The 19,223-nt window shown below is 61.5% G+C and carries 16 protein-coding genes; 5 read left to right on the forward strand and 11 right to left on the reverse strand.

What is annotated here, in order from left to right; translation table 11 throughout:
• Positions 1-197 precede the first annotated feature (197 nt).
• Positions 198-596: a hypothetical protein gene (locus HXS66_RS06940; protein ID WP_176503151.1), complete on the reverse strand. Its 399-nt coding sequence runs from the start codon at positions 594-596 to the stop codon at positions 198-200.
• Positions 597-1,292: 696 nt separating this feature from the next.
• Positions 1,293-2,297: a type I glyceraldehyde-3-phosphate dehydrogenase gene (gene gap / locus HXS66_RS06945; protein ID WP_176503152.1), complete on the reverse strand. Its 1,005-nt coding sequence runs from the start codon at positions 2,295-2,297 to the stop codon at positions 1,293-1,295.
• Positions 2,298-2,673: 376 nt separating this feature from the next.
• Here gap and edd point away from each other — a divergent pair, with 376 nt between their 5' ends.
• The 5 genes from edd (at position 2,674) to HXS66_RS06970 (ending at position 9,376) form a co-directional block, all read left to right on the forward strand.
• Positions 2,674-4,530: a phosphogluconate dehydratase gene (gene edd / locus HXS66_RS06950; protein WP_077375147.1), complete on the forward strand. Its 1,857-nt coding sequence runs from the start codon at positions 2,674-2,676 to the stop codon at positions 4,528-4,530.
• A gap of 33 nt (positions 4,531-4,563) precedes the next feature.
• Positions 4,564-5,580 carry a glucokinase gene (gene glk, locus HXS66_RS06955; protein WP_176503153.1) on the forward strand — a complete coding sequence of 339 codons (1,017 nt, stop codon included), beginning with the start codon at positions 4,564-4,566 and terminating at the stop codon, positions 5,578-5,580.
• A gap of 45 nt (positions 5,581-5,625) precedes the next feature.
• Entirely contained in the window at positions 5,626-6,495 is an 870-nt protein-coding gene (locus HXS66_RS06960) for a D-hexose-6-phosphate mutarotase (RefSeq protein ID WP_176503154.1), read from the forward strand.
• A gap of 215 nt (positions 6,496-6,710) precedes the next feature.
• Positions 6,711-8,393, forward strand: coding sequence for a glucose-6-phosphate isomerase (pgi, locus tag HXS66_RS06965; RefSeq protein WP_141392204.1), 1,683 nt, complete (start codon positions 6,711-6,713; stop codon positions 8,391-8,393).
• A complete protein-coding gene (locus HXS66_RS06970) occupies positions 8,393-9,376 on the forward strand; it encodes a carbohydrate kinase (RefSeq protein ID WP_176503155.1) in 984 nt (327 codons plus the stop codon). The genes pgi and HXS66_RS06970 overlap by 1 nt, the downstream gene beginning before the upstream one ends.
• Positions 9,377-9,717: 341 nt before the next feature.
• Here HXS66_RS06970 and HXS66_RS06975 read toward each other — a convergent pair whose 3' ends face one another.
• The 9 genes from HXS66_RS06975 to HXS66_RS07015 all read right to left on the reverse strand — a co-directional run bounded on the left by HXS66_RS06975 (position 9,718) and on the right by HXS66_RS07015 (position 19,165).
• Positions 9,718-10,746, reverse strand: a complete 1,029-nt coding sequence (locus HXS66_RS06975) for a porin (protein WP_176503156.1) — start codon at positions 10,744-10,746, stop codon at positions 9,718-9,720.
• A 753-nt stretch (positions 10,747-11,499) separates the two neighbouring features.
• Positions 11,500-12,885 carry a TRAP transporter large permease gene (locus tag HXS66_RS06980; RefSeq protein WP_077375166.1) on the reverse strand — a complete coding sequence of 462 codons (1,386 nt, stop codon included), beginning with the start codon at positions 12,883-12,885 and terminating at the stop codon, positions 11,500-11,502.
• Positions 12,882-13,475: a TRAP transporter small permease gene (locus HXS66_RS06985; RefSeq protein WP_176503157.1), complete on the reverse strand. Its 594-nt coding sequence runs from the start codon at positions 13,473-13,475 to the stop codon at positions 12,882-12,884. Before HXS66_RS06985 ends, HXS66_RS06980 begins: the two co-directional genes overlap by 4 nt.
• A gap of 97 nt (positions 13,476-13,572) precedes the next feature.
• Positions 13,573-14,562 carry a TRAP transporter substrate-binding protein gene (locus tag HXS66_RS06990; RefSeq protein ID WP_176503158.1) on the reverse strand — a complete coding sequence of 330 codons (990 nt, stop codon included), beginning with the start codon at positions 14,560-14,562 and terminating at the stop codon, positions 13,573-13,575.
• A gap of 379 nt (positions 14,563-14,941) precedes the next feature.
• Positions 14,942-15,757 (reverse strand): ProQ/FINO family protein, encoded by an 816-nt coding sequence (locus tag HXS66_RS06995; RefSeq protein WP_240704264.1) that lies wholly within the window; start codon positions 15,755-15,757, stop codon positions 14,942-14,944.
• A 103-nt stretch (positions 15,758-15,860) separates the two neighbouring features.
• Positions 15,861-16,412 carry a dihydrofolate reductase gene (locus HXS66_RS07000; protein WP_077375174.1) on the reverse strand — a complete coding sequence of 184 codons (552 nt, stop codon included), beginning with the start codon at positions 16,410-16,412 and terminating at the stop codon, positions 15,861-15,863.
• On the reverse strand, positions 16,409-17,203 hold the full coding sequence (locus tag HXS66_RS07005; RefSeq protein ID WP_084208021.1) for a thymidylate synthase: 795 nt from the start codon (positions 17,201-17,203) through the stop codon (positions 16,409-16,411). Before HXS66_RS07005 ends, HXS66_RS07000 begins: the two co-directional genes overlap by 4 nt.
• Positions 17,204-17,421: 218 nt before the next feature.
• Positions 17,422-18,225, reverse strand: a complete 804-nt coding sequence (lgt, locus tag HXS66_RS07010; protein ID WP_077375180.1) for a prolipoprotein diacylglyceryl transferase — start codon at positions 18,223-18,225, stop codon at positions 17,422-17,424.
• Between the two features lie 157 nt (positions 18,226-18,382).
• Complete coding sequence (locus HXS66_RS07015) at positions 18,383-19,165, reverse strand: sulfite exporter TauE/SafE family protein (protein ID WP_077375183.1); 783 nt, start codon at positions 19,163-19,165, stop codon at positions 18,383-18,385.
• Positions 19,166-19,223: the final 58 nt, after the last annotated feature.

Here is a 19,223-nt window from a genome sequence, read left to right on the forward strand (position 1 = left end):
GGGTCAGACGTCGCCCCTCAGAGTGCGTCATCACCCCGCGCAAGACCAGTGCGTCACGCCAACGCTGGAGGGCACGTCACCGTCAAGGGCAGGCAGGCCCATGCCGCCTCTAGACTGACAATCTCGATGGGCAGCACGAAAACGCCCGACCCGGAACAGAGTCCGGGTCGGGCGTGAAGGGGTCAGAGCGGAAGGTGCTAGCCTTGTGCGGTACGTGCACCGACCATGGTATCAGCCTGCAGGGTATCCGGCTCGCTGACCGTGTCATGCGGGGCACCATCGCGGGCGACATCCTTGCGCACTCGGCTCGCCGCAGAGGGCGCCTTGCCTCGCCTCTGCGCCGCGCCGGTAGCGTGACGTCGCGTGGCAGTTTCCTGCCGCTCACCACCACGGGCGCGGGAGTGTTCCAGCAATGAACGAAAGTCATCCGGCGTCATGTCAATGCGCTCTGCGGCGGCACTCTCCTGCCAGAGAACATAGATGGCCGGCTGCTCACGCCCGAGATCCATGCCGACCACGCGTCCCTGACGTTGTGTCCCGGGGTCGCGCAGCGTCGCACCGATCAGTTCGTGGGCTTCGCGAATGGCATCGTGCATCTGAGACAGCCTGCTTTGGAAGTCAAGAGATCTGCCGAGAACAGCGGCAGTGTGGCAATACCTTCCCTGCATTGCCCCAGTACATGAACATTCGCAGGACGAAAGCGTGCCTGCATGATCTGACATGCCACCCGCGCTCACGAGCGACGTACACGGCGCATGTCAAGAGCAAAGTGTAACACATGTTCATAGTTTCGCTAATCACACCGACACCACCCACAAGAAAGCGGCACATTGCCAGCCATTCGGCACTTTTCACCGCACGTTATGCCGACCAACTTCAGAGAGTGTCGCCATCTTTGTAATCTCTGTCTCTCATGCCTCACGCGAATGATGCCAAACGAAGACACGAATGCCTGGAGGACGAGCATCGCGAGGCAAGCCCTCATCTCGAGATTCAGGCGAAAAAAAACCTCCCATGACTGGGAGGTTCAAAGAGTGGATGACGCGATGTCATTCCGAGCAGCATCGAAGCCGGTCTTGGCGCCAACCCTGACCGACACACGATTGAGAGGGGACGAGTGACATTGCCTTGTCCGTGGAGCCTGAGCGCGACGCGAGAATCCTCGGGCCACTCGTCCTCACCTGGGGGGAGCCTGTCGAGTCTCTGACAGGGCTCCGAATTCTGAGACCTCACCTGTGCCAGCCTGAAGAGATGGCCTCTTCAGGGAGCCTCAGGCGAGGCCTTGGGTCATCTTACTTGGCGGCCTGCATGGCCAGTGCGGTGTCGAGCATGCGATTGGAGAAGCCCCATTCGTTGTCGTACCACGCCATGACCTTGACCAGACGCCCTTCGCTGACGCGAGTGTGGTTGCTGTCGAAGGTGGAGGAATGCGCATCGTGGTTGAAGTCGATGGACACCAGCGGCAGCTCGTTGACGGCCAGCACGCTGGAGCCTTCGGCAGCCTTGGTCACGACGGCATTGATCTCTTCGATGGAGGTATCGCGAGAGGCCGTGAAGGTCAGATCGACCAGCGAGACATTGATCACCGGCACGCGAATCGCCAGACCGTCCAGCTTGCCATTGAGTTCCGGCAGCACCAGGCCCACGGCTGCCGCGGCACCGGTCTTGGTCGGAATCATGGAGTGCGTGGCACTGCGGGCACGGTACGGGTCGGAGTGGTAGACATCCGACAGGTTCTGATCGTTGGTGTAGGCATGGATGGTGGTCATCAGACCGTTCTCGATGCCGACTTCGTCGTTCAGCGCCTTGGCGACCGGTGCCAGGCAGTTGGTGGTGCAGGACGCGTTGGACACGACCTGATGCTCTGCCTTCAGCGTGTCTTCGTTGACACCGAACACGATGGTGGCATCGGCATCACCGCTCGGCGCGGAGATCAGCACACGCTTGGCGCCGGCTTCGATATGCTTGGCGGCAGCGGCACGCTTGGTGAACAGACCCGTGCATTCCATCACCAGGTCAACATTCAGGCTGGACCACGGCAGTTTGGCCGGATCGCGTTCCGCCAGGATACGAATCTTGTCTTCACCGACGAACAGGTTCTCTTCGTCATGAGAGACCGTCTCGGCGAAACGACCATGCACGGTGTCGCGGCTCAACAGATGAGCGTTGAGCTTCGGATCACCCAGATCGTTGATGGCAACGACCTGAATGCGATCATTGTATTGGCCTTCATACAGCGCACGCAGCACGTTGCGACCGATGCGACCAAAACCGTTGATGGCGACGCGTAATGTCATGACTCAACTCCTGTGGCGTATGGCAGGTGCAGGTTGGCACATGGCTTCACTGCTCGGGAAGACTTGGCGCATCCCGGGCAGACCAACGTGGCTCATGAAAGTATCCTACACGCTTTTACGTTAATTTGGCCGAAAGTCGTCCAGTCTTCAAGCAGTTTTTTTGTTAAGTTTACCGAATATTTCGAACAAATGCGTTTCCTGAGCAACGTGACGCGCTACTGTAGCCTGCTCTCGGCAGGATGACCGAGACTCCAGACTTTACAGTGCCGCCGTCACTGGCTAGCGTCGCCCTAGACAGGCACGCCCGATGCACGGGAAGCCCCCATTTCTTCGCCAGCCTCGGCGCCCTGCGCCGCCTGACCCATGAGGTAAGAGCATGTCCGTCAATCCGACCGTCGAGCGCGTGACTCAGCGCATCATTGATCGCTCCAGCGAACGTCGTGCTGCCTATGAGCAACTGATGGAAAGCCAGCAACGCCGTGGCGTCCATCGTTCCGAACTCTCCTGCGGCAACCTGGCGCACGGCTTCGCTGCCTGCGGTGAGACCGACAAGAATCGCCTCAAGCTGATGAACTCGGCCAACCTCGGCATTATTTCGTCATATAACGACATGTTGTCCGCGCACCAGCCATTCGAGGATTACCCGCGCATCATCAAGGAAGCGGTGCAGGCGATGGGGTCCACGGCCCAGTTCGCCGGCGGCGTACCCGCGATGTGTGATGGCGTGACCCAGGGACAGCCTGGCATGGAACTGTCGTTGTTCTCCCGCGACCTGATCGCCATGGCCGCCGCCATCGGCCTGTCACACAACATGTTCGACGGCGCCCTGTTCCTGGGTGTCTGCGACAAGATCGTGCCGGGCCTGTTCATCGCCGCGGCGCGCTTCGGTCACCTGCCGAGCCTGTTCGTGCCCGCGGGCCCGATGCCCTCCGGCCTGCCCAACAACGAGAAGGCGCGGGTACGTCAGCTGTTCGCCGAAGGCAAGGTAGGCCGCGACGCGCTGCTGGAAGCCGAGTCCGCCTCCTACCACAGCCCGGGCACCTGCACCTTCTATGGCACCGCCAACTCCAACCAGCTGATGATCGAGTTGATGGGCCTGCACCTGCCGGGCGCCTCCTTCGTCAATCCGGGCACCCCGCTGCGCGACGCCCTGACCCGTCACGCTGCCGAGCAGACCATCCGCAACAGCGAAGTCGGCGGGGACTATCGTCCCTTCTATCGCCAGATCGACGCTCGCGCCATCGTCAACGCCATGGTCGGCCTGCTGGCCTCCGGCGGCTCCACCAACCACACCCTGCATCTGGTCGCGATGGCGGGTGCGGCAGGCGTGACCATCACCTGGGATGACTTCACCGAGCTTTCCGCCGTGGTTCCCAGCCTGACGCGCATCTATCCCAACGGTCAGGCTGACATCAACCACTTCCAGGCAGCCGGTGGCATGAGCTTCCTGATTCGCGAGCTGCTCAAGGCGGGACTGCTGCACGACATCACCACCCAGGACGGCGGCACCCTGGCCGGCTACGTGCGTGAGCCCTTCCTCGAGAACGGCAAGCTGGTCTGGAAGGATGGCCCCACCGACAGCCTCGACGAGGACGTGCTGCGTCCGGTCGCCAATCCGTTCGCGCCGACAGGCGGCCTGACCGTGCTCGAAGGCAATCTGGGGCGTGGCGTGATCAAGGTCTCCGCCGTCAAGGAAGAGCACCGCCTCGTCGAAGCCCCCGTGAAGCTGTTCAGCGATCAGGACGAGCTCAAGGCCGCCTTCGAGGCCGGCGAACTGGAACAGGACATGGTCGCCGTGGTCCGCTATCAGGGTCCGCGCGCCAACGGCATGCCGGAACTGCACAAGCTGACGCCCTATCTCGGTATCCTGCAGGACCGCGGTTTCAAGGTCGCGCTGGTGACGGATGGCCGCATGTCCGGTGCCTCCGGCAAGGTGCCGGCCGCCATCCACATGACCCCGGAAGCGCTGGACGGTGGCCCGCTGGCACGACTGCGCGAAGGCGATGTCGTTCGTCTGGATGCCAACGCCGGTACGCTGGAAGCCCTGGTCGAGGAAGGCGAATGGCAGGCTCGTGAGGCCGAAGGCATCTCCCGTGACAGCTACCACCATGGCCTGGGCCGTGAGCTGTTCTCCGGGATGCGCTCCCTGGTCGGTGGCGCCGAAGAAGGAGCCTCCAGCTTCGCAGGCTACGGCGACCAGCCCGGCAGCGGCCACGACCGCAATACCCACTGAGCAGCCACGCAAGTCGACTGAGGACGCCACACGATGACTCGTGAGACACCGAGCCGCTTTGCCTTGGTAGGCGACATTGGTGGCACCAATGCCCGGCTGGCACTTGTCCAGCCGGGCAGCCACACCCTCCATGACATCCACACGCTGGCCTGCGCCGAGCATTCCGGACTCGTGGAGGCCGTCCAGGCCTACTACCAGAGACTGGGGCTTGCCCCTGACGAACAACCCAAGGAGGCCTGCCTCGCCTTTGCCTGCCCGGTCCATGAGGAGCAGGTCAGCATGACCAACAACCATTGGTCATTCGCCAAGAGCGACGTGCGCGAATCCTTGGGCCTGACGCGCTTCAAGTGCCTCAATGACTTCACCGCCATGGCACTGGGCGTGCCGCACATCGAGGCCGATGAGCGACTGGCCATCGGTGAGGAACTCACGGAAGGAGCGGGCAATGATGCCGGCCCCCGCCTGATCATGGGCCCGGGAACAGGACTGGGTGTCGCGGGTCTGGTACATGGCACCCACAACTGGATTCCGCTGGCTACCGAAGGTGGGCATGTCAGCTTTGCCCCCACCGATGCGCTCGAGGATGCGCTGCTGAAGATCTTCCGGCGCTGGCACGGCAGAGTCTCGGTGGAACGCCTGCTCTGTGGCCAGGGAATGCTCGAGATCTACCGGGCGCTGGGCGAACTGCGCGGCCTGCCGACTCCGCTCGAAAGCGCTGCGGACGTCAGCCAGGCCGCCCATGCCCGCGATGCGCTCGGGCAACCCAAGGACACCTTGGCTTGCGATGCCGTGCTGCGCTTCATGAAGATTCTGGGAGACGTGGCCGGGGATCTTGCCCTGGCACTCGGCGCACGTGGCGGCGTGTATCTCTGCGGCGGCGTCCTGCCGCGCAACCTTGACCTGCTCAGGCAAAGCGATTTTCGCCGCGCCTTCGCCGACAAGAACCGCATGAGCCGTTACAATGCCGCGATCCCTACCTGGGTGGTGACCGCGCCGTGGACCGGTCTGCTGGGGGCCGCCGAGGCACTGCACAATGAAGAGGTGGCCTGACGCGATGCCGTCGGCCACGCTCCTGAACCGTCGAGGAAGCTCGAGATGATTCCTGAAAGTCTGCGCGCACTGGTGGATGCCACGAGCGGCCAACGTACCTGCGAATGGCAAGGCCGCATGCTCCTGATCCTCAACCGCGCCTGGGGCGAGCTGGTCGTCTGCCACCAGGGCGCCCAGGTGCTGCATTACCAGCCAGCATCTCAGCGCCCCTGGCTGTGGGTCACCGAGACGCCGGCGGCGCTTCCGGGCAGCATTCGTGGCGGCATTCCGCTGTGCTGGCCCTGGTTCGCTGACGAGTATCCTGAGGGCGAGACAGAGCTGCATGGCCCGGCGCGCAAGGCCGAGTGGCGCATCGACGCGGTAGAGGAAGACGAGGAGGAAGGCGTCGAGATCCACGCCTCTCCGCAATCGCCCCTGCACGCGGCACTCTCGCCTCGCGTCGTCATCTTCGCGGGTCGCCACTTCCTGAAGGTGGAGCTGATCACGGAAAATCGCGGTGAGGACCCGGTCAAGATGACCGGCGCCCTGCATACCTACTTTGCCGTGAAAGATGCCTTCCAGTGCCGCGTCACCGGCCTCGCCGGCGCCAGCTATCTGGACAAGCGTCAGGACTTCTCGCGTCTTGATCAGCAAGGCGAGCTGGGCATTCGCGGCCCGCTGGATCGCATCTACCAGTCAAGCCAGGTCCAGGTGCTCGAGGATGGCCAGCGCAGGCTGCGCATTGCAAAGCAAGGCTCCGACTCCACGGTCGTCTGGCACCCGGGCGATGCACCGCCGGCCGATACCAGCGTCGAGAACGCCCGTGGCTTCCTGTGTGTCGAGGCTGCCTGTACCCGCCTTGACCCCGTCTGGCTGCCGCCGGGCGCGCAACATCTGCTGGTACAGCACATCTCCCCTCTCGAACAGGAAGGGTGACACTCACGATCCATACACCACCTGTCAGCCTCCCACTGACAGGTGGCTACCGAGCGGCGATCAGCAGGCAATCATCGGCAAGTGCCTTTCCCATGGCACTGAATCGTGTCATGCCACGCCTGCCAGCGTCATTCGTCAGCTCAAGGCGCGCTGGTCAGCGACGGACTGCAGACTGGCGACACAAGCTATCCACAACCCATACGATGGACACTTCCATGCTGCAATTGACCCGTAGTGTTTCCTGGCAGGCGCTGACCCGGCTAGGCGAGGTAACCCGCAACGACCGTATTCGCGACTACTTTGCCGCGGACCCCAAGCGCTTCGAGAAGATGAGTCTCCGGGTCGGCGGCCTGTTCCTCGACTATTCCAAGCACCACATTTCCGACGAGGTGATGAAGGCACTGATCGAGCTGGCAGACCACTCCGCCCTCGTTCAGCGTCGCTCCCAGATGTTCTCGGGTGACATCATCAACGTGACCGAGAATCGCCCCGTCCTTCACACGGCCCTGCGCAGCCAGTCCAATACGCCGGTCATCGTCGACGGCAAGGACGTGATGCCGGAGATCCACAGCACTCGCGAGCAGATCCGCGCCTTCTGCGAAAGCGTGCGCAGCGGCGAATGGAAAGGCTATGACGGACAACGCATCCGCGATGTCGTCAATATCGGCATCGGAGGCTCCGACCTCGGCCCCAACATGGCCTGCCGCGCCCTGCTCAAGCATCGTCATCCGGAGCTGAACTTCCACTTCGTCTCCAACGTGGATGGCAACCACATCCAGAAGGTGCTCAAGCGCCTCGATCCGGCCACGACCCTGTTCATCGTCTCCACCAAGACCTTCTCCACGCAGGAAACCCTGCTCAATGCGAAGTCAGCACGTCGCTGGTTCCTGGAGCAGGCAGGTCAGGATGCCGACGTCGGCGCCCACTTCGTCGCAGCCTCCACCAACCGCAAGGCGGCCAAGGAATTCGGCATCCGCGAAGAGAACGTCTTCGAATTCTGGGCCTGGGTCGGGGGCCGCTATTCCATGTGGTCATCCATCGGTCTGCCGATCGCCCTCTCCATCGGCTATGACGGCTTCATGGAACTGTTGGAAGGCGCCTATGAGATGGACCAGCACTTCATCGAAGCGCCGCTGGGCGAGAACATGCCGGTCCTGATGGCCCTCATCGGTATCTGGTACATCAACTTCATGGGAGCCGAGACCCAGGCCATCGTGCCCTACGATCAAGCCCTGCATCAGCTGCCCGCCTTCCTGCAGCAGCTCGACATGGAATCGAATGGCAAGTCGGTGGACATCTTCGGGCGTCCTGTCGACTACAAGACCGGCCCGATCGTGTGGGGCGAGACCGGTTCCAACGGTCAGCATGCCTTCTTCCAGCTGCTGCACCAGGGGACTCGCTACGTTCCCATCGACTTCATCGCTTCCCTGAAGCCGGAGCCGGGTACCGAAGAGCACCACTTCGCACTGATCACCAACATGCTGGCCCAGGCCAATGCCTTCATGGAAGGCAGTCAGGATGGCAGCAACCTCGACCCGCATTACAATTGCCCGGGCAACCGTCCCTCGAGCACGCTGCTGCTTGATGAGCTGACACCGCGCAACCTGGGGGCGCTGATCGCTCTCTATGAGCACAAGGTCTTCGTGCAGGGCGTGATCTGGAACATCAACTCCTTCGACCAGTGGGGCGTGCAGCTCGGCAAGCGCATCGCAGGCGAGATCAGCGCACGCATCGATACTGACGTCCAGGCCTTCGATCCCTCCACCCAGGGCCTGCTGGCACTGGTACGCGAGCACTTCCCGGCCGCCGGAGACAGCATGCAGCCAGAGACAGGCGTGACCAGCACCAAATCAAGCAAGAAGGCCTCGACGGCCACCACCAAGGGAGCAACCTCCTGATGACTCCGGTAATCGCATTCGGCGAAGCGCTCGTCGACATGCTGTCCAACAAGCTCGGCGGTCAGGCCGTCGAGCAGGAAACCTTCACGCCCTACGCTGGTGGTGCGCCCGCCAATGTCGCCGTGGCCTGCGCACGTCTCGGGCTGCCCAGCCACTTCGTGGGCATGCTGGGCCAGGACAGCTTCGGCGACTTCCTGCACGACGAACTGGCCACCCATGGCGTACGCCTGGATCACGTCAAGCGCACCAGCGAGGCGCGTACCGCGCTGGCCTTCGTCTCGCGGGACGAGGATGGCGAGCGTCGCTTCGACTTCTATCGTCCGCCGGCAGCTGACCTGCTGTTTCGTCCGGAACATGCAGGCCCGGAGCTGTTCGCTCAACCCGCCATCTTCCATCTGTGCAGCAACAGCCTGACCGATGCCGGTATCGCGGACACCAGCTTCGTGCTGGCGTCTCGCGCACGTGCTGCTGGCTCCTTGGTCAGCGTGGATGCCAATCTGCGTCACAACCTGTGGCCGAATCAGCAGGTCGACGTGTCACTGGTCACTCGCCTGCTGGACAACGCCGATATCCTCAAGCTGTCCCAGGAAGAGGTCGAGGCACTCACTGATGGCCAGCAAGAGTCCGATTGGCTGCAGGCACGCCTGCAGGCCGGCGTCCGCCTGATCGTGCTGACCGACGGCCCGGGCACCATCCGCGCACTGGTGCGCAAGCAGAGCGGCGAGACCAGGACCGTCAGCATCACGCCGCCGGTGGTCAAGGCCATCGACACCACGGCCGGCGGTGATGCCTTCATCGGCGGCTTCCTCTCGGCGCTCAGCGAAGCCGGTGTGGATGCAGCCCTGCTGCGTGACTGGTGCGAGGAGGAGAGCCATCTTCAGGCTGCGCTTGAGCGTGCAGCAGCCTGCGGCGCCTTTGCCGTGACTCGCCCTGGTGCCTATGCCGCGCTACCGACTCGAGAAGACCTCACTGCCATGCAGTGAGCGGCCCGAGTGACGTCACTGGCCACCTCAGAGCCAGCGACAATCTTGAGACGCGCACGTAAAAGCCCCGCTGATCTGATGATCAGCGGGGCTTTTGGTTTTCTGGGTTCAAGTTCTTGCCTCATTTGCTGAGTACATGTCTTGAATACATGTTCTACGTACACATGCCAGATGTCATGACAGCCCTGCGTCTTTTGGCCAAGACCAACCAACAACAAATATGCCTGCGAAGCGCAGCAGAAAGCCACGCAATCTCCGTCTTAAGTCGGCACCTATCAGACGTAAAAAAGCCGGCCCCGAGGGACCGGCTTTCGTTAGCTTGCTAGACGTTTGAGAGCGTCTTAGAAGCCGTAGTAGATGCCGACTGCAGCGCCGTCACCAGCGTCGCCAGAGCGATCGTACTGGGCGTATTCAATGTAGGTGTACATCGCGGAAGAGATGTTGTAAGTCACACCCAGGTTGAATTCGTTGAAGCTGTCGTCGCCACCGTTGTCAGAAGCAAGAGTGGAATTGTCTTCAGCGTCGACGTACTGGTAGCCGCCGTAGACGTCGCCCATGCCGTAGCCGTAGCGTGCGCCGATACCGTAGTAATCAACGTCGGTGTCATCTTCTTCACCAGCGAAGCGCTCAGCCTTGACGGCGATGCGCAGGGCGTCAACGGTGTACTGACCGGTGATACCGTACTGGTCGCCGATGTCACTGCCGTTGGTGGCTTCGAACTGGCCCAGGTTGTCATACACACCAGCGACAGAGAAACCGCCGACGGTGTACTTGGCACCTGCGAAGAAGGACGCCTGGTTGGAATCAGTGACGTTCTCGTCTTCACCGTCGCCTTCGAAGTTGGAACCGACAGCGAACTGCAGGCCGCCCATGACCGGAGACATGTACTGAAGCTTGTTGCCTTCACGAGTCTGGCTGTCACCGTCGATCTGGGTGCTGGAATCAGTCAGATCGAAGTATTCGTTGTTGGAGATCGGATCCTGGATCCAGTCGTCCATCAGCTGATCCCAGGAACCGATACGCGCGTCACCGAAGGAACCCTTGGCACCGACGTAGGACTGGTCGCCATCGTTCAGGCCGTTGCCGCCGCCCTTGGATTCGTCAGCGTCGTATTCCCACTCGGCCTTGAAGTAACCGACGATGTCGTCGTTGATCTTGTGCTCACCCTTGGCACCGAAGGTAGAACCGTTGTCGCCCAGTTCACTTTCCGGGTCACCGCCGAGCTGGTCGACATAGGAGTATGCCAGCTGAACGTTGCCGTAGATGTCCAGCTTGGTGCCGTCCTGGTTGTAGACGGTTGCAGCGGAAGCGGAGGTAGCAGCCAGGGCAGCAGCGCCGGCGATGGCAGTAGCCAGAAGTGTCTTTTTCATCGCGATAGTTCCTTAACTAGCGTTAACTGTTCGATCGTGTCTGCCGGTGGCAGTGGCCAAGGTTCCGGGCGCTTGATGACGCCTCTAAAACCCTGTGGCCTTGTTATTATCCAATGCTCGCAGGGAAACCATATACCGGGCTTTCAGGATGTGCAACAGAAAAAAACACTGTTTTCGATCACTGGTCCTGAACCAATACGCCGGTCAATTGTCTGGTGTGCCAACACTCTAGAGCGGAAGAATGAAGGATTCATGACAACCATGGGTTTTCTCGAGGGTTTTGACGTTCGCTGATTTCCCGGCAGTCAGAGCGAAGACACACTTGCCTCAGCCATGACATGCAAGACAAAAGTAGCATGCACTGAGCCGATGAATTCTTTGTCATCTCACGCCATTGGAAGCTCATCATTCCCCTTGCATGCCATCGTGCAAATCTCTGGAATCGAAAGGAAAACGAGCATGGACGCGCCTCGGTGAAAAATGACATGGCAGTCAATTTTCGGTGTCTTCTTCAACGACTCACCGCTTTCCTCCGATGACCTTGACGTGATGAACCCCCGATCACTCGATGGAGTGACCGGGGTAGTCCATGGTGGCCTGATCATGATCAGGTTGAATGCCGCTGGTCAGGGGATCACCGACGGCAGTACCTCATGTCGCGACTCTGGTGAGGGATAGCGCCGGATCGACATGTCGCCTGCACGAAGTTTCCACATTCCTGTCGCCTCAAAACCGCGAAGGAGCATGGCGCCATCATTGGCTTAGCCAGTTGGGCAGGAAGAGTGAGATCGACGGGACATAGGTGATCAATACCAGGAACAGCAGCAACAACGACAGCCACGGGAGTGCGGCACGAATGACCCAGGTCATCGGCTTGCCGGTGATGCCCGCGGTGACGAACAGGTTGAGCCCCACTGGTGGCGTCAGCATGCCGATCTCCATGTTGACCACCATGATGATGCCGAGATGGATCGGGTCGATGCCCAGCTGCGTCGCGATGGGAAACAGGATCGGGGCCATGATCAGCAGGATGGCCGAGGGCTCCATGAAGTTGCCCGCCGCCAGCAGCAGCAGATTCATCACGATCAGGAATCCCCAGGCTGGCAGCCCCCAGCCGATGATGGTCTCGGCGATGGTGTGAGGAATGCGTTCAGTGGTCAGTACATGGGCGAACAGCATCGCATTGGCGATGATGAACAGCAGCATCATCGAGACGCGCGCACCATCCAGCACCACCTTCTTGACCTCCTGGTCCGAGAATGAGCCCACCAGGCCTGCCGGCACCTGCCAGAGAGCACGCAACCCGGCCCTGCCCCATGCTTCGTTGCCTCTGCGCCATGGCACGTCCTTCAAGGGCCCCATGTCGCGATAGCCCACCACTGCGATGAACCAGGCGTAGACCGTCGCGACCGCCGCCGCCTCGGTGGGGCTGGCCACCCCGCCGTAGATCGAGCCCAGCACGATGAAGATCAACATCAGCCCGCCCATCGCGACCAGCCCCGAACGAGCCAGCGTCCTGAGACCCGGGAACGGCTGTGAAGGCAGTTTCTTGATTCGGGCAGCGATATAGATGGCCACCATCAGGATGCCGCCCATCAACAGCCCGGGGATCAGGCCCGCCATGAACATCTTGGCCGCCGAGACCTCCGTGGCCGCGGAGTACACCAGCATCACGATGGAGGGAGGAATCAAGATCCCCAGGGTACCGGCATTGGTGATCACCCCGGCCGCGAAGGATTCGCTGTAGCCCTGACGCACCATGCCCGCGATCACGATGGAGCCAATCGCCGCGACCGTGGCCGGAGAGGACCCCGAGACGGCGGCAAACAGCATGCAGGCCAGCACCGAGGCCATCGCAAGCCCGCCACGGACATGACCGATGGCATCGGTCGCGAAGGTGATCAGGCGGCGCGCCACGCCTCCCGTCGAAAGGAAGGTGCTGGAAAGAATGAAGAAGGGAATCGCCAGCAAGGTGTAGTGATGCGACAGGGCTTCAAACAGCTTGATGGCGACCGAGCCCAGCGAATCACTCGAAAACAGCAGTATCGTCGTGACACTGGAAAATCCGAGCGCGAAGGCGATCGGCATGCCGAGAAAGATGCCACCGAACAGCAGCGCGAACAGAGTGGCTATGGTCATCGTCTGGGTTCCTGATCACTGTCACGTTTACCACCGGCACCATCGGAGCTGTCACCAATGACCGAGTCAGCCGGCTGCACCAGGTGCATGCTGTCCTCGCCTTCGTCGTGAAAGCCGAAACCGCTGGCATCTCCGCGTATCACCTTCCAGCCCAATACCGCGAAGCGCAGCATCAGCAGCAGCATCGCGATGGGCAGAATCGTCAGGGCATACCACTTGGGTATCGCGATATCCTCGAGTTCGATACCGATCATCTGCATCAAGGACAGATATTCGTAACTGCCGACCAGCAGCATCACGCAGTACGCCATGCAGATGACCAGCGCGGCCAGGGTAGCCACCCGCTGCCAGATCAGTGGCAGCATCTTCACCACGACATCCACACCGATGTGCGCGCCCTGCTTGACGCCCCACGACACGCCGATCAGCACGAACCAGCCCGCCAGATAGAGAGTGGCTTCCTGGGACCAGCTGATACCGGTATTGAAGACGAAACGCAGCACCACCTCGACGAAGACCAGCAATACCATCGCCACCAGCAGCAGCAAGAACAGCGTCTCTTCTGCCTTGTGTAGCCATCCAAGTTTCATGGCAATGTCCTCATGCCCTTCATGGAGACTTGCCTCGCACGAGAGGACGGACATGTCGCGTCTCCCGGCGAGGCAAGTGATTGTCGGCCTGCACGTCTCAGCGATTGGCATCCTGAGCGGCATCGATGATGTCCTGACCGATATCTTCGGCGAATTCGCCCCACACCGGCTTCATCGCATCCACCCACTGCTGGCGCTGCGCATCGTCCAGCGTGATGATCTCGCTCTGACCGGAGTCGATTATGGCCTGCTTGGCCTCGAGATTCTTGGCCTGGGACAGCTCATTGCCATAGGCGATGGCTTCATCCAGCGCTGACTTGACCTCGCCACGCACCTCCTCCGGAAGCCCATTCCAGAAGCGTGCCGAGGACACCACCATGTAATCCAGCACGCCGTGATTGGATTCGGTGATGTAAGGCTGCACTTCAAAGAACTTCTGGGAATAGATATTGGAGTAGGTATTTTCCTGACCGTCGATAGCCTTGGTCTGCAGCAGGATGAAGACTTCGGAGAACGGCTTCTTCAGCGAGACGGCATCCAGCGCATCGAACTGCGCCTCGAGCACGTCAGAGGTCATGATGCGGAATTTCTTGCCATCCGCATCATCAGGCACCGTGAGCGGTGAGGACGCGGAGAGCTGCTTCATGCCGTTGTGCAGATACCCGAGTCCGACCAGTCCCTTGGGCTCCAGCACCGTCAGCAAGGATTGGCCTGTCTCGCTGCTCTGGAAACGCTCCACCGCTTCCATGTCCTTGAACAGGAACGGCAGATCGAAGACCTGCAGCTGATCCGTGTATTTCTGGAACTTGGAGAGTGACGGAGCCGCCAGCTGGACATCGCCCAGCAGCATGGCTTCCAGCACCTTGTCATCCCCATAGAGCTGGGAGCTGGGATAGAGCTCAACGGCCACCTGATCCCCCAGTCGCTCTGCGACCAGCTCCTGGAACTTCTTGCCCATCTGCCCCTTGGGGGTGTTTTCCGCGACGACGTGAGAGAACTTGATGGTGATGGGGTCGGCCATGACAGCGGTCGAGGCCATCAGAATGGCGGCACTCAGGGCTGTCAGGGCAGGCTTGAAAAGGCGCATGGCAGTTCCTCTCGGAATCTTGGTTGTTATTGGGGTTTGGTCATCTGTTGATCATCCCGCCTGGCGTGTGCTGCATCACGACACTCGGCATGAGCGCGAGTCGCAACGCCAGACATGAGCGCGAGCAGGGACACCTGGGTATAGCGAGTACCGCGCCATGAGCAGCACATTCCCAGTTTTTTCGATTGAATTCAGATACCTGTGGCGAAAACCCTTCTTCGCGACATGAGTGGGCTTGCCGACAACGCCGGCCCGATGTGCGGATTTCCACCCACCAACGACAGAGCCCCTGTGCGGCAATCCGCACAGGGGCTCTGAACACTGACGATCGAGGTGACATGTGCGGGCTGGCCATGGGGCCTGCCTGCACGACACGTCGCTAGCGGTGCTTGGTCATCAATTCACTCAGCTTGTGGCTGATGCGCTGGCTGGCAGCCTGCTCCTCACGCTCCTTCTGCTGACGAGTCAGCTCCGCGAGCTGCTGACGTGCATGCAATGCCTCGTCTTCCGTGACGGCACCCACGGACTGACCTTCAAGATCGACCCGCTGCGTGCCGGCACGAACGGCCTTCAGGTATCGAGGCAAGTGGACGTAGCCCGCCAGAGCGCGGCGCACGAGCTTCTCGTCCCAGGGCTCGTTCTCCAGCAACTCGACATGGATGCCGATCTTCAAGGGGCGGGTGTGGCCCTTGAAGAAGGTATCCGGATAGCGCTTGTACCATTGCTTGAGCAGCGCCTGGGGCGACGGCGGCGTTGCCTGGTCCGGTGTCTCGTCAGAGCCAGCGGATTCGACTGGCGCGTCGTTAGACATTGCTGGCGACGGTGCAGACTCGGCGTCAGCGGTCTCCCCCGAGGCAACACCGGGTGACTCGCTCGCGGAGGCCAGCTGCTCCGCGGCAGCTTCCACCTGCGCAGCACTGGGACGCGCATCCTCCACCGGCTGTGACGCGGGGGACTGTGCGCTGCGTTCGCGCAACTCGCGCAGCTCGGCATCACGCGCCATTAAGGCCTCGCTCAGCCCGGTCAGCTGCGCCTGCTGCTCCTGCATCTGCTGGCGCAGCGCGGCCAGCGTCTCGCGTAGCTGGGCATTTTCCGATTCCAGCGCCAGACGAGCCTGACGCTCTCCGTCACGCTGCTGTCGCTGGGTGTCGGCTTCATGTTCAAGCGCAGAGTACAGCGCTTCGAGGCGATCCATCGTCAAGGCCTGAGCCTCCCTTGCACGCTATGGGCAGTTCCGTTTGGCACCAGTCTGTGTCAGTACCTGCTGACTGTAAAGTTCCCGCTGGCAGGCGCAAGCGCTAGTCGTCCCTGCGCTCATAGCGCACGAAGTCATAGGCAGGCAGGCCTTCACCACTTTCTCCCGGCACACGCTGAGCTTCTTCCCAGTCAGCACCAAGCTCCGGGAAGTGCGCATCGCCTTCGATCTCGACCGCTACCTCGGTCAGGTACAGACGCGTGGCGACGGGCAGTGCCTGTGCATAGATCAGTCCACCCCCGATCACCATGATCTCGTCCACACCTTCGATCATCGCATGGTGATCCGCCATGTTGAGCGCCGCCGCCAGATCGTGACAGACCCGAACGCCATCGTGGTGGAACTCGCTGTCACGCGTGACGATGATATTGAGTCGATTGGGCAGCGGCTTGCCGATGGAGGCAAAGGTCTTGCGCCCCATGATCACCGGCTTGCCCTGGGTCGCATGCTTGAAGAACTTCAGGTCTTCCGGCAGGTACCAGGGCAGATTGTTGTCGACACCGATCACGCGATTGACCGACATGGCGGCGATCATCGCCACCGGGACCACGGTCTCGGCGGCGGCACTCAGCGGAGAAAATTCCTTGTCACTCATACGGCCACCTGCGCCTTGATATGCGGATGGGATTCATAGCCTTCGATGGCGATGTCATCGAAGGTGAAGTCGAACAGATCCGTCACGTCCGGATTCAGCTTGAGCGTCGGCAGGGCCAGCGGCTCGCGCGTCAGCTGCTCACGCGCCTGCTCCAGATGATTGCTGTAGAGGTGGGCATCGCCGAGGGTATGAATGAACTCCCCCGGCTTGAGGCCACAGACCTGAGCGATCATCTGGGTCAACAGCGCATAGCTGGCGATGTTGAACGGCACGCCGAGGAAGATGTCGGCGCTGCGCTGATAGAGCTGGCAGGACAGCCGACCATCGGCGACATAGAACTGGAACAGGGCATGACACGGCGGCAGGGCCATCTCATCCACCAGCGCCGGATTCCAGGCCGAGACCATCAGACGGCGCGAGTCCGGGTTGGTCTTGATCTGCTCGATCAGATGCGTGATCTGATCCACACTGCCGCCTTTCGGATTCGGCCAGCTGCGCCACTGATAACCGTAGACCGGCCCGAGATCGCCATTCTCATCGGCCCACTCATCCCAGATACGCACGCCATTTTCCTTGAGGTAGGCGATGTTGGTGTCGCCTTTCAAGAACCACAGCAGCTCGTGGATGATCGAGCGCAGGTGCAGTTTCTTGGTGGTGACCAGCGGAAAGCCTTCGGCCAGATCGAAACGCATCTGGTGACCGAAGACACTCAAGGTACCGGTACCGGTGCGGTCGCCCTTTTGCGTGCCGTTTTCCAGCACGTGGCGCATCAGATCAAGATAGGGTTGCATGGGCAGCGGGTCCGTACGGCGGATCAGAGGCTGGCTCGGCGAGCGGATCCGGGGGGATCGGCCCTGCACCAGCCTCTTCATGAATTCGAATCGTTCACTTGACGATATTTTACGCTGCCAGATACGCAAGAACGCGGCCCGATGGCCGCGTTCTTGCGTATCTGGCAGGGGGCCAGTTTACACCGATTGCCCCCTGTAATCACACCTGCATTCCCACCTCAGGATGCGCGAGGCAGCGGCGGCTGCGCCACGTCCTGACCACGCGACCATGCCATCAGCAGCAACCCGAACAGCACCATCGGCAGCGACAGCAGCTGACCCATGGTCAGCCAGTCGAAGGCGATGAAGCCGAGCTGGGAATCCGGTTGGCGGAAGAACTCGGTGATGAAGCGGAAACTGCCGTAGCAGAGCAGGAACAGACCGGAGATCAACCCCTTCTGGCGCGGCTCACGCGAGGCGAACCACAGGATCGCGAACAGCGCGACGCCTTCCAGCGCGAATTGATAGAGCTGAGAGGGATGGCGTGGCTCCGGCCCGTAGAGCGGATAGACCATGCCCCATGAGACATCGGTGATACGCCCCGGCAGCTCCTGGTTGATGAAGTTGCCCAGGCGCCCTGCACCGAGGCCGATCGGTACCATCGGCGCGATGAAGTCAGTCAGCTGGAAGAAGGTCAGCTGGTGACGACGCGCGAACACCAGCATGGCGATCAACACACCCAGCAGGCCGCCATGGAAGCTCATGCCGCCATCCCAGACCTTGAAGATCCACACCGGGTCCGCCAGCAACTTGTCGAAGCCGTAGAAGAGCGCATACCCCAGGCGCCCACCCAGCACCACGCCCAACGCACCGAAGAAGATCAGGTCTCCCACGGCATCCTGACTCAGGCCGACCCGTCCGCGCCGGGCACGCGCCAGCCCCCAGGCCGCCGCGAAGCCGATCACGTACATCAATCCATACCAGTGAATCTTGAAAGGCCCCAATGCCAACGCCACGGGGTCGATCTGAGGATATTGCAACATGAGAAAACCTTGAATGAATAAGTCGGCACGACTGACGCCAGTCGCAAGTCTTTCGCCATCAATCCGATGCGCTACCGGTCAAGTGACGAAGGGTAACAGCTCGCGCATGAACGCCACCTAGCAGCCCTTCCCCGCAAAGCGGACATGCCGAGATGTCTCACGAGACGAGAAAGCGCAGCCCCACGATCACGAGAATCAACGCGAACAACCGCTTGAGCAACAGCGCCGGCAACGCATGGGCCAGCCGTGCGCCCACTCGCGCGAAGGGCACCGACACCAGCACGATGCCGAGCCAGGCAACCCAATGCACATAGCCGATGGCATGCTCCGGCAAGCCCGGGGCATGCCAGCCCACCGCGATGTTGGTCAGCGCTGCCACCAAGGCGATGGGAAACCCGGCCGCGGCCGCCGTCCCGACCGCCTCGGTCATGCGCGCCTGCCAGCTGGTCAACATCGGCACCATCACCGTCCCCCCTCCGATCCCGAAGAGCGCGGATACCACCCCGACGGTGCCACCGCCAAGAAACTGCCCGGCACGCCCCGGCGCCTGCGCCAGCTGACCCACCTTGAGATCCAGTCCCATCTTGACGGCGACCAGCAGCACGAAGCCACCGAACAGCAGCTTGAGCATCTCGCTGCTCAGTCCGCCCGCCAGCACCACCCCCAGCGCGGTTCCCACCACCAGTCCGGGCAGCAGGCGCTTGAGCCAGTCCAGACGCACGGCGCCACGCTCATGATGCGCACGCGCCGATGACAGCGAGGTCACCACGATGGTCGCCAGTGAGGTACCTATCGCCAGATGCATCAAGACATCAGTGGCGACACCTTGCAGCGCAAAGGCTGCCGCCAGCACCGGCACGATGACCAGCCCGCCACCGATACCGAACAGGCCGGCGATCAGACCCGCCACGGCCCCCAACACGGGATACCACCACCACATGCCCCACTCCTTGCACCTGTCTTCATCGAGAACCTCTGTCAAAGGGCCGGGTTGAGGC

Origin of the sequence: Cobetia sp. 5-11-6-3 (assembly GCF_013374055.1) — a bacterium.
GTDB classification, from domain to species: domain Bacteria; phylum Pseudomonadota; class Gammaproteobacteria; order Pseudomonadales; family Halomonadaceae; genus Cobetia; species Cobetia marina.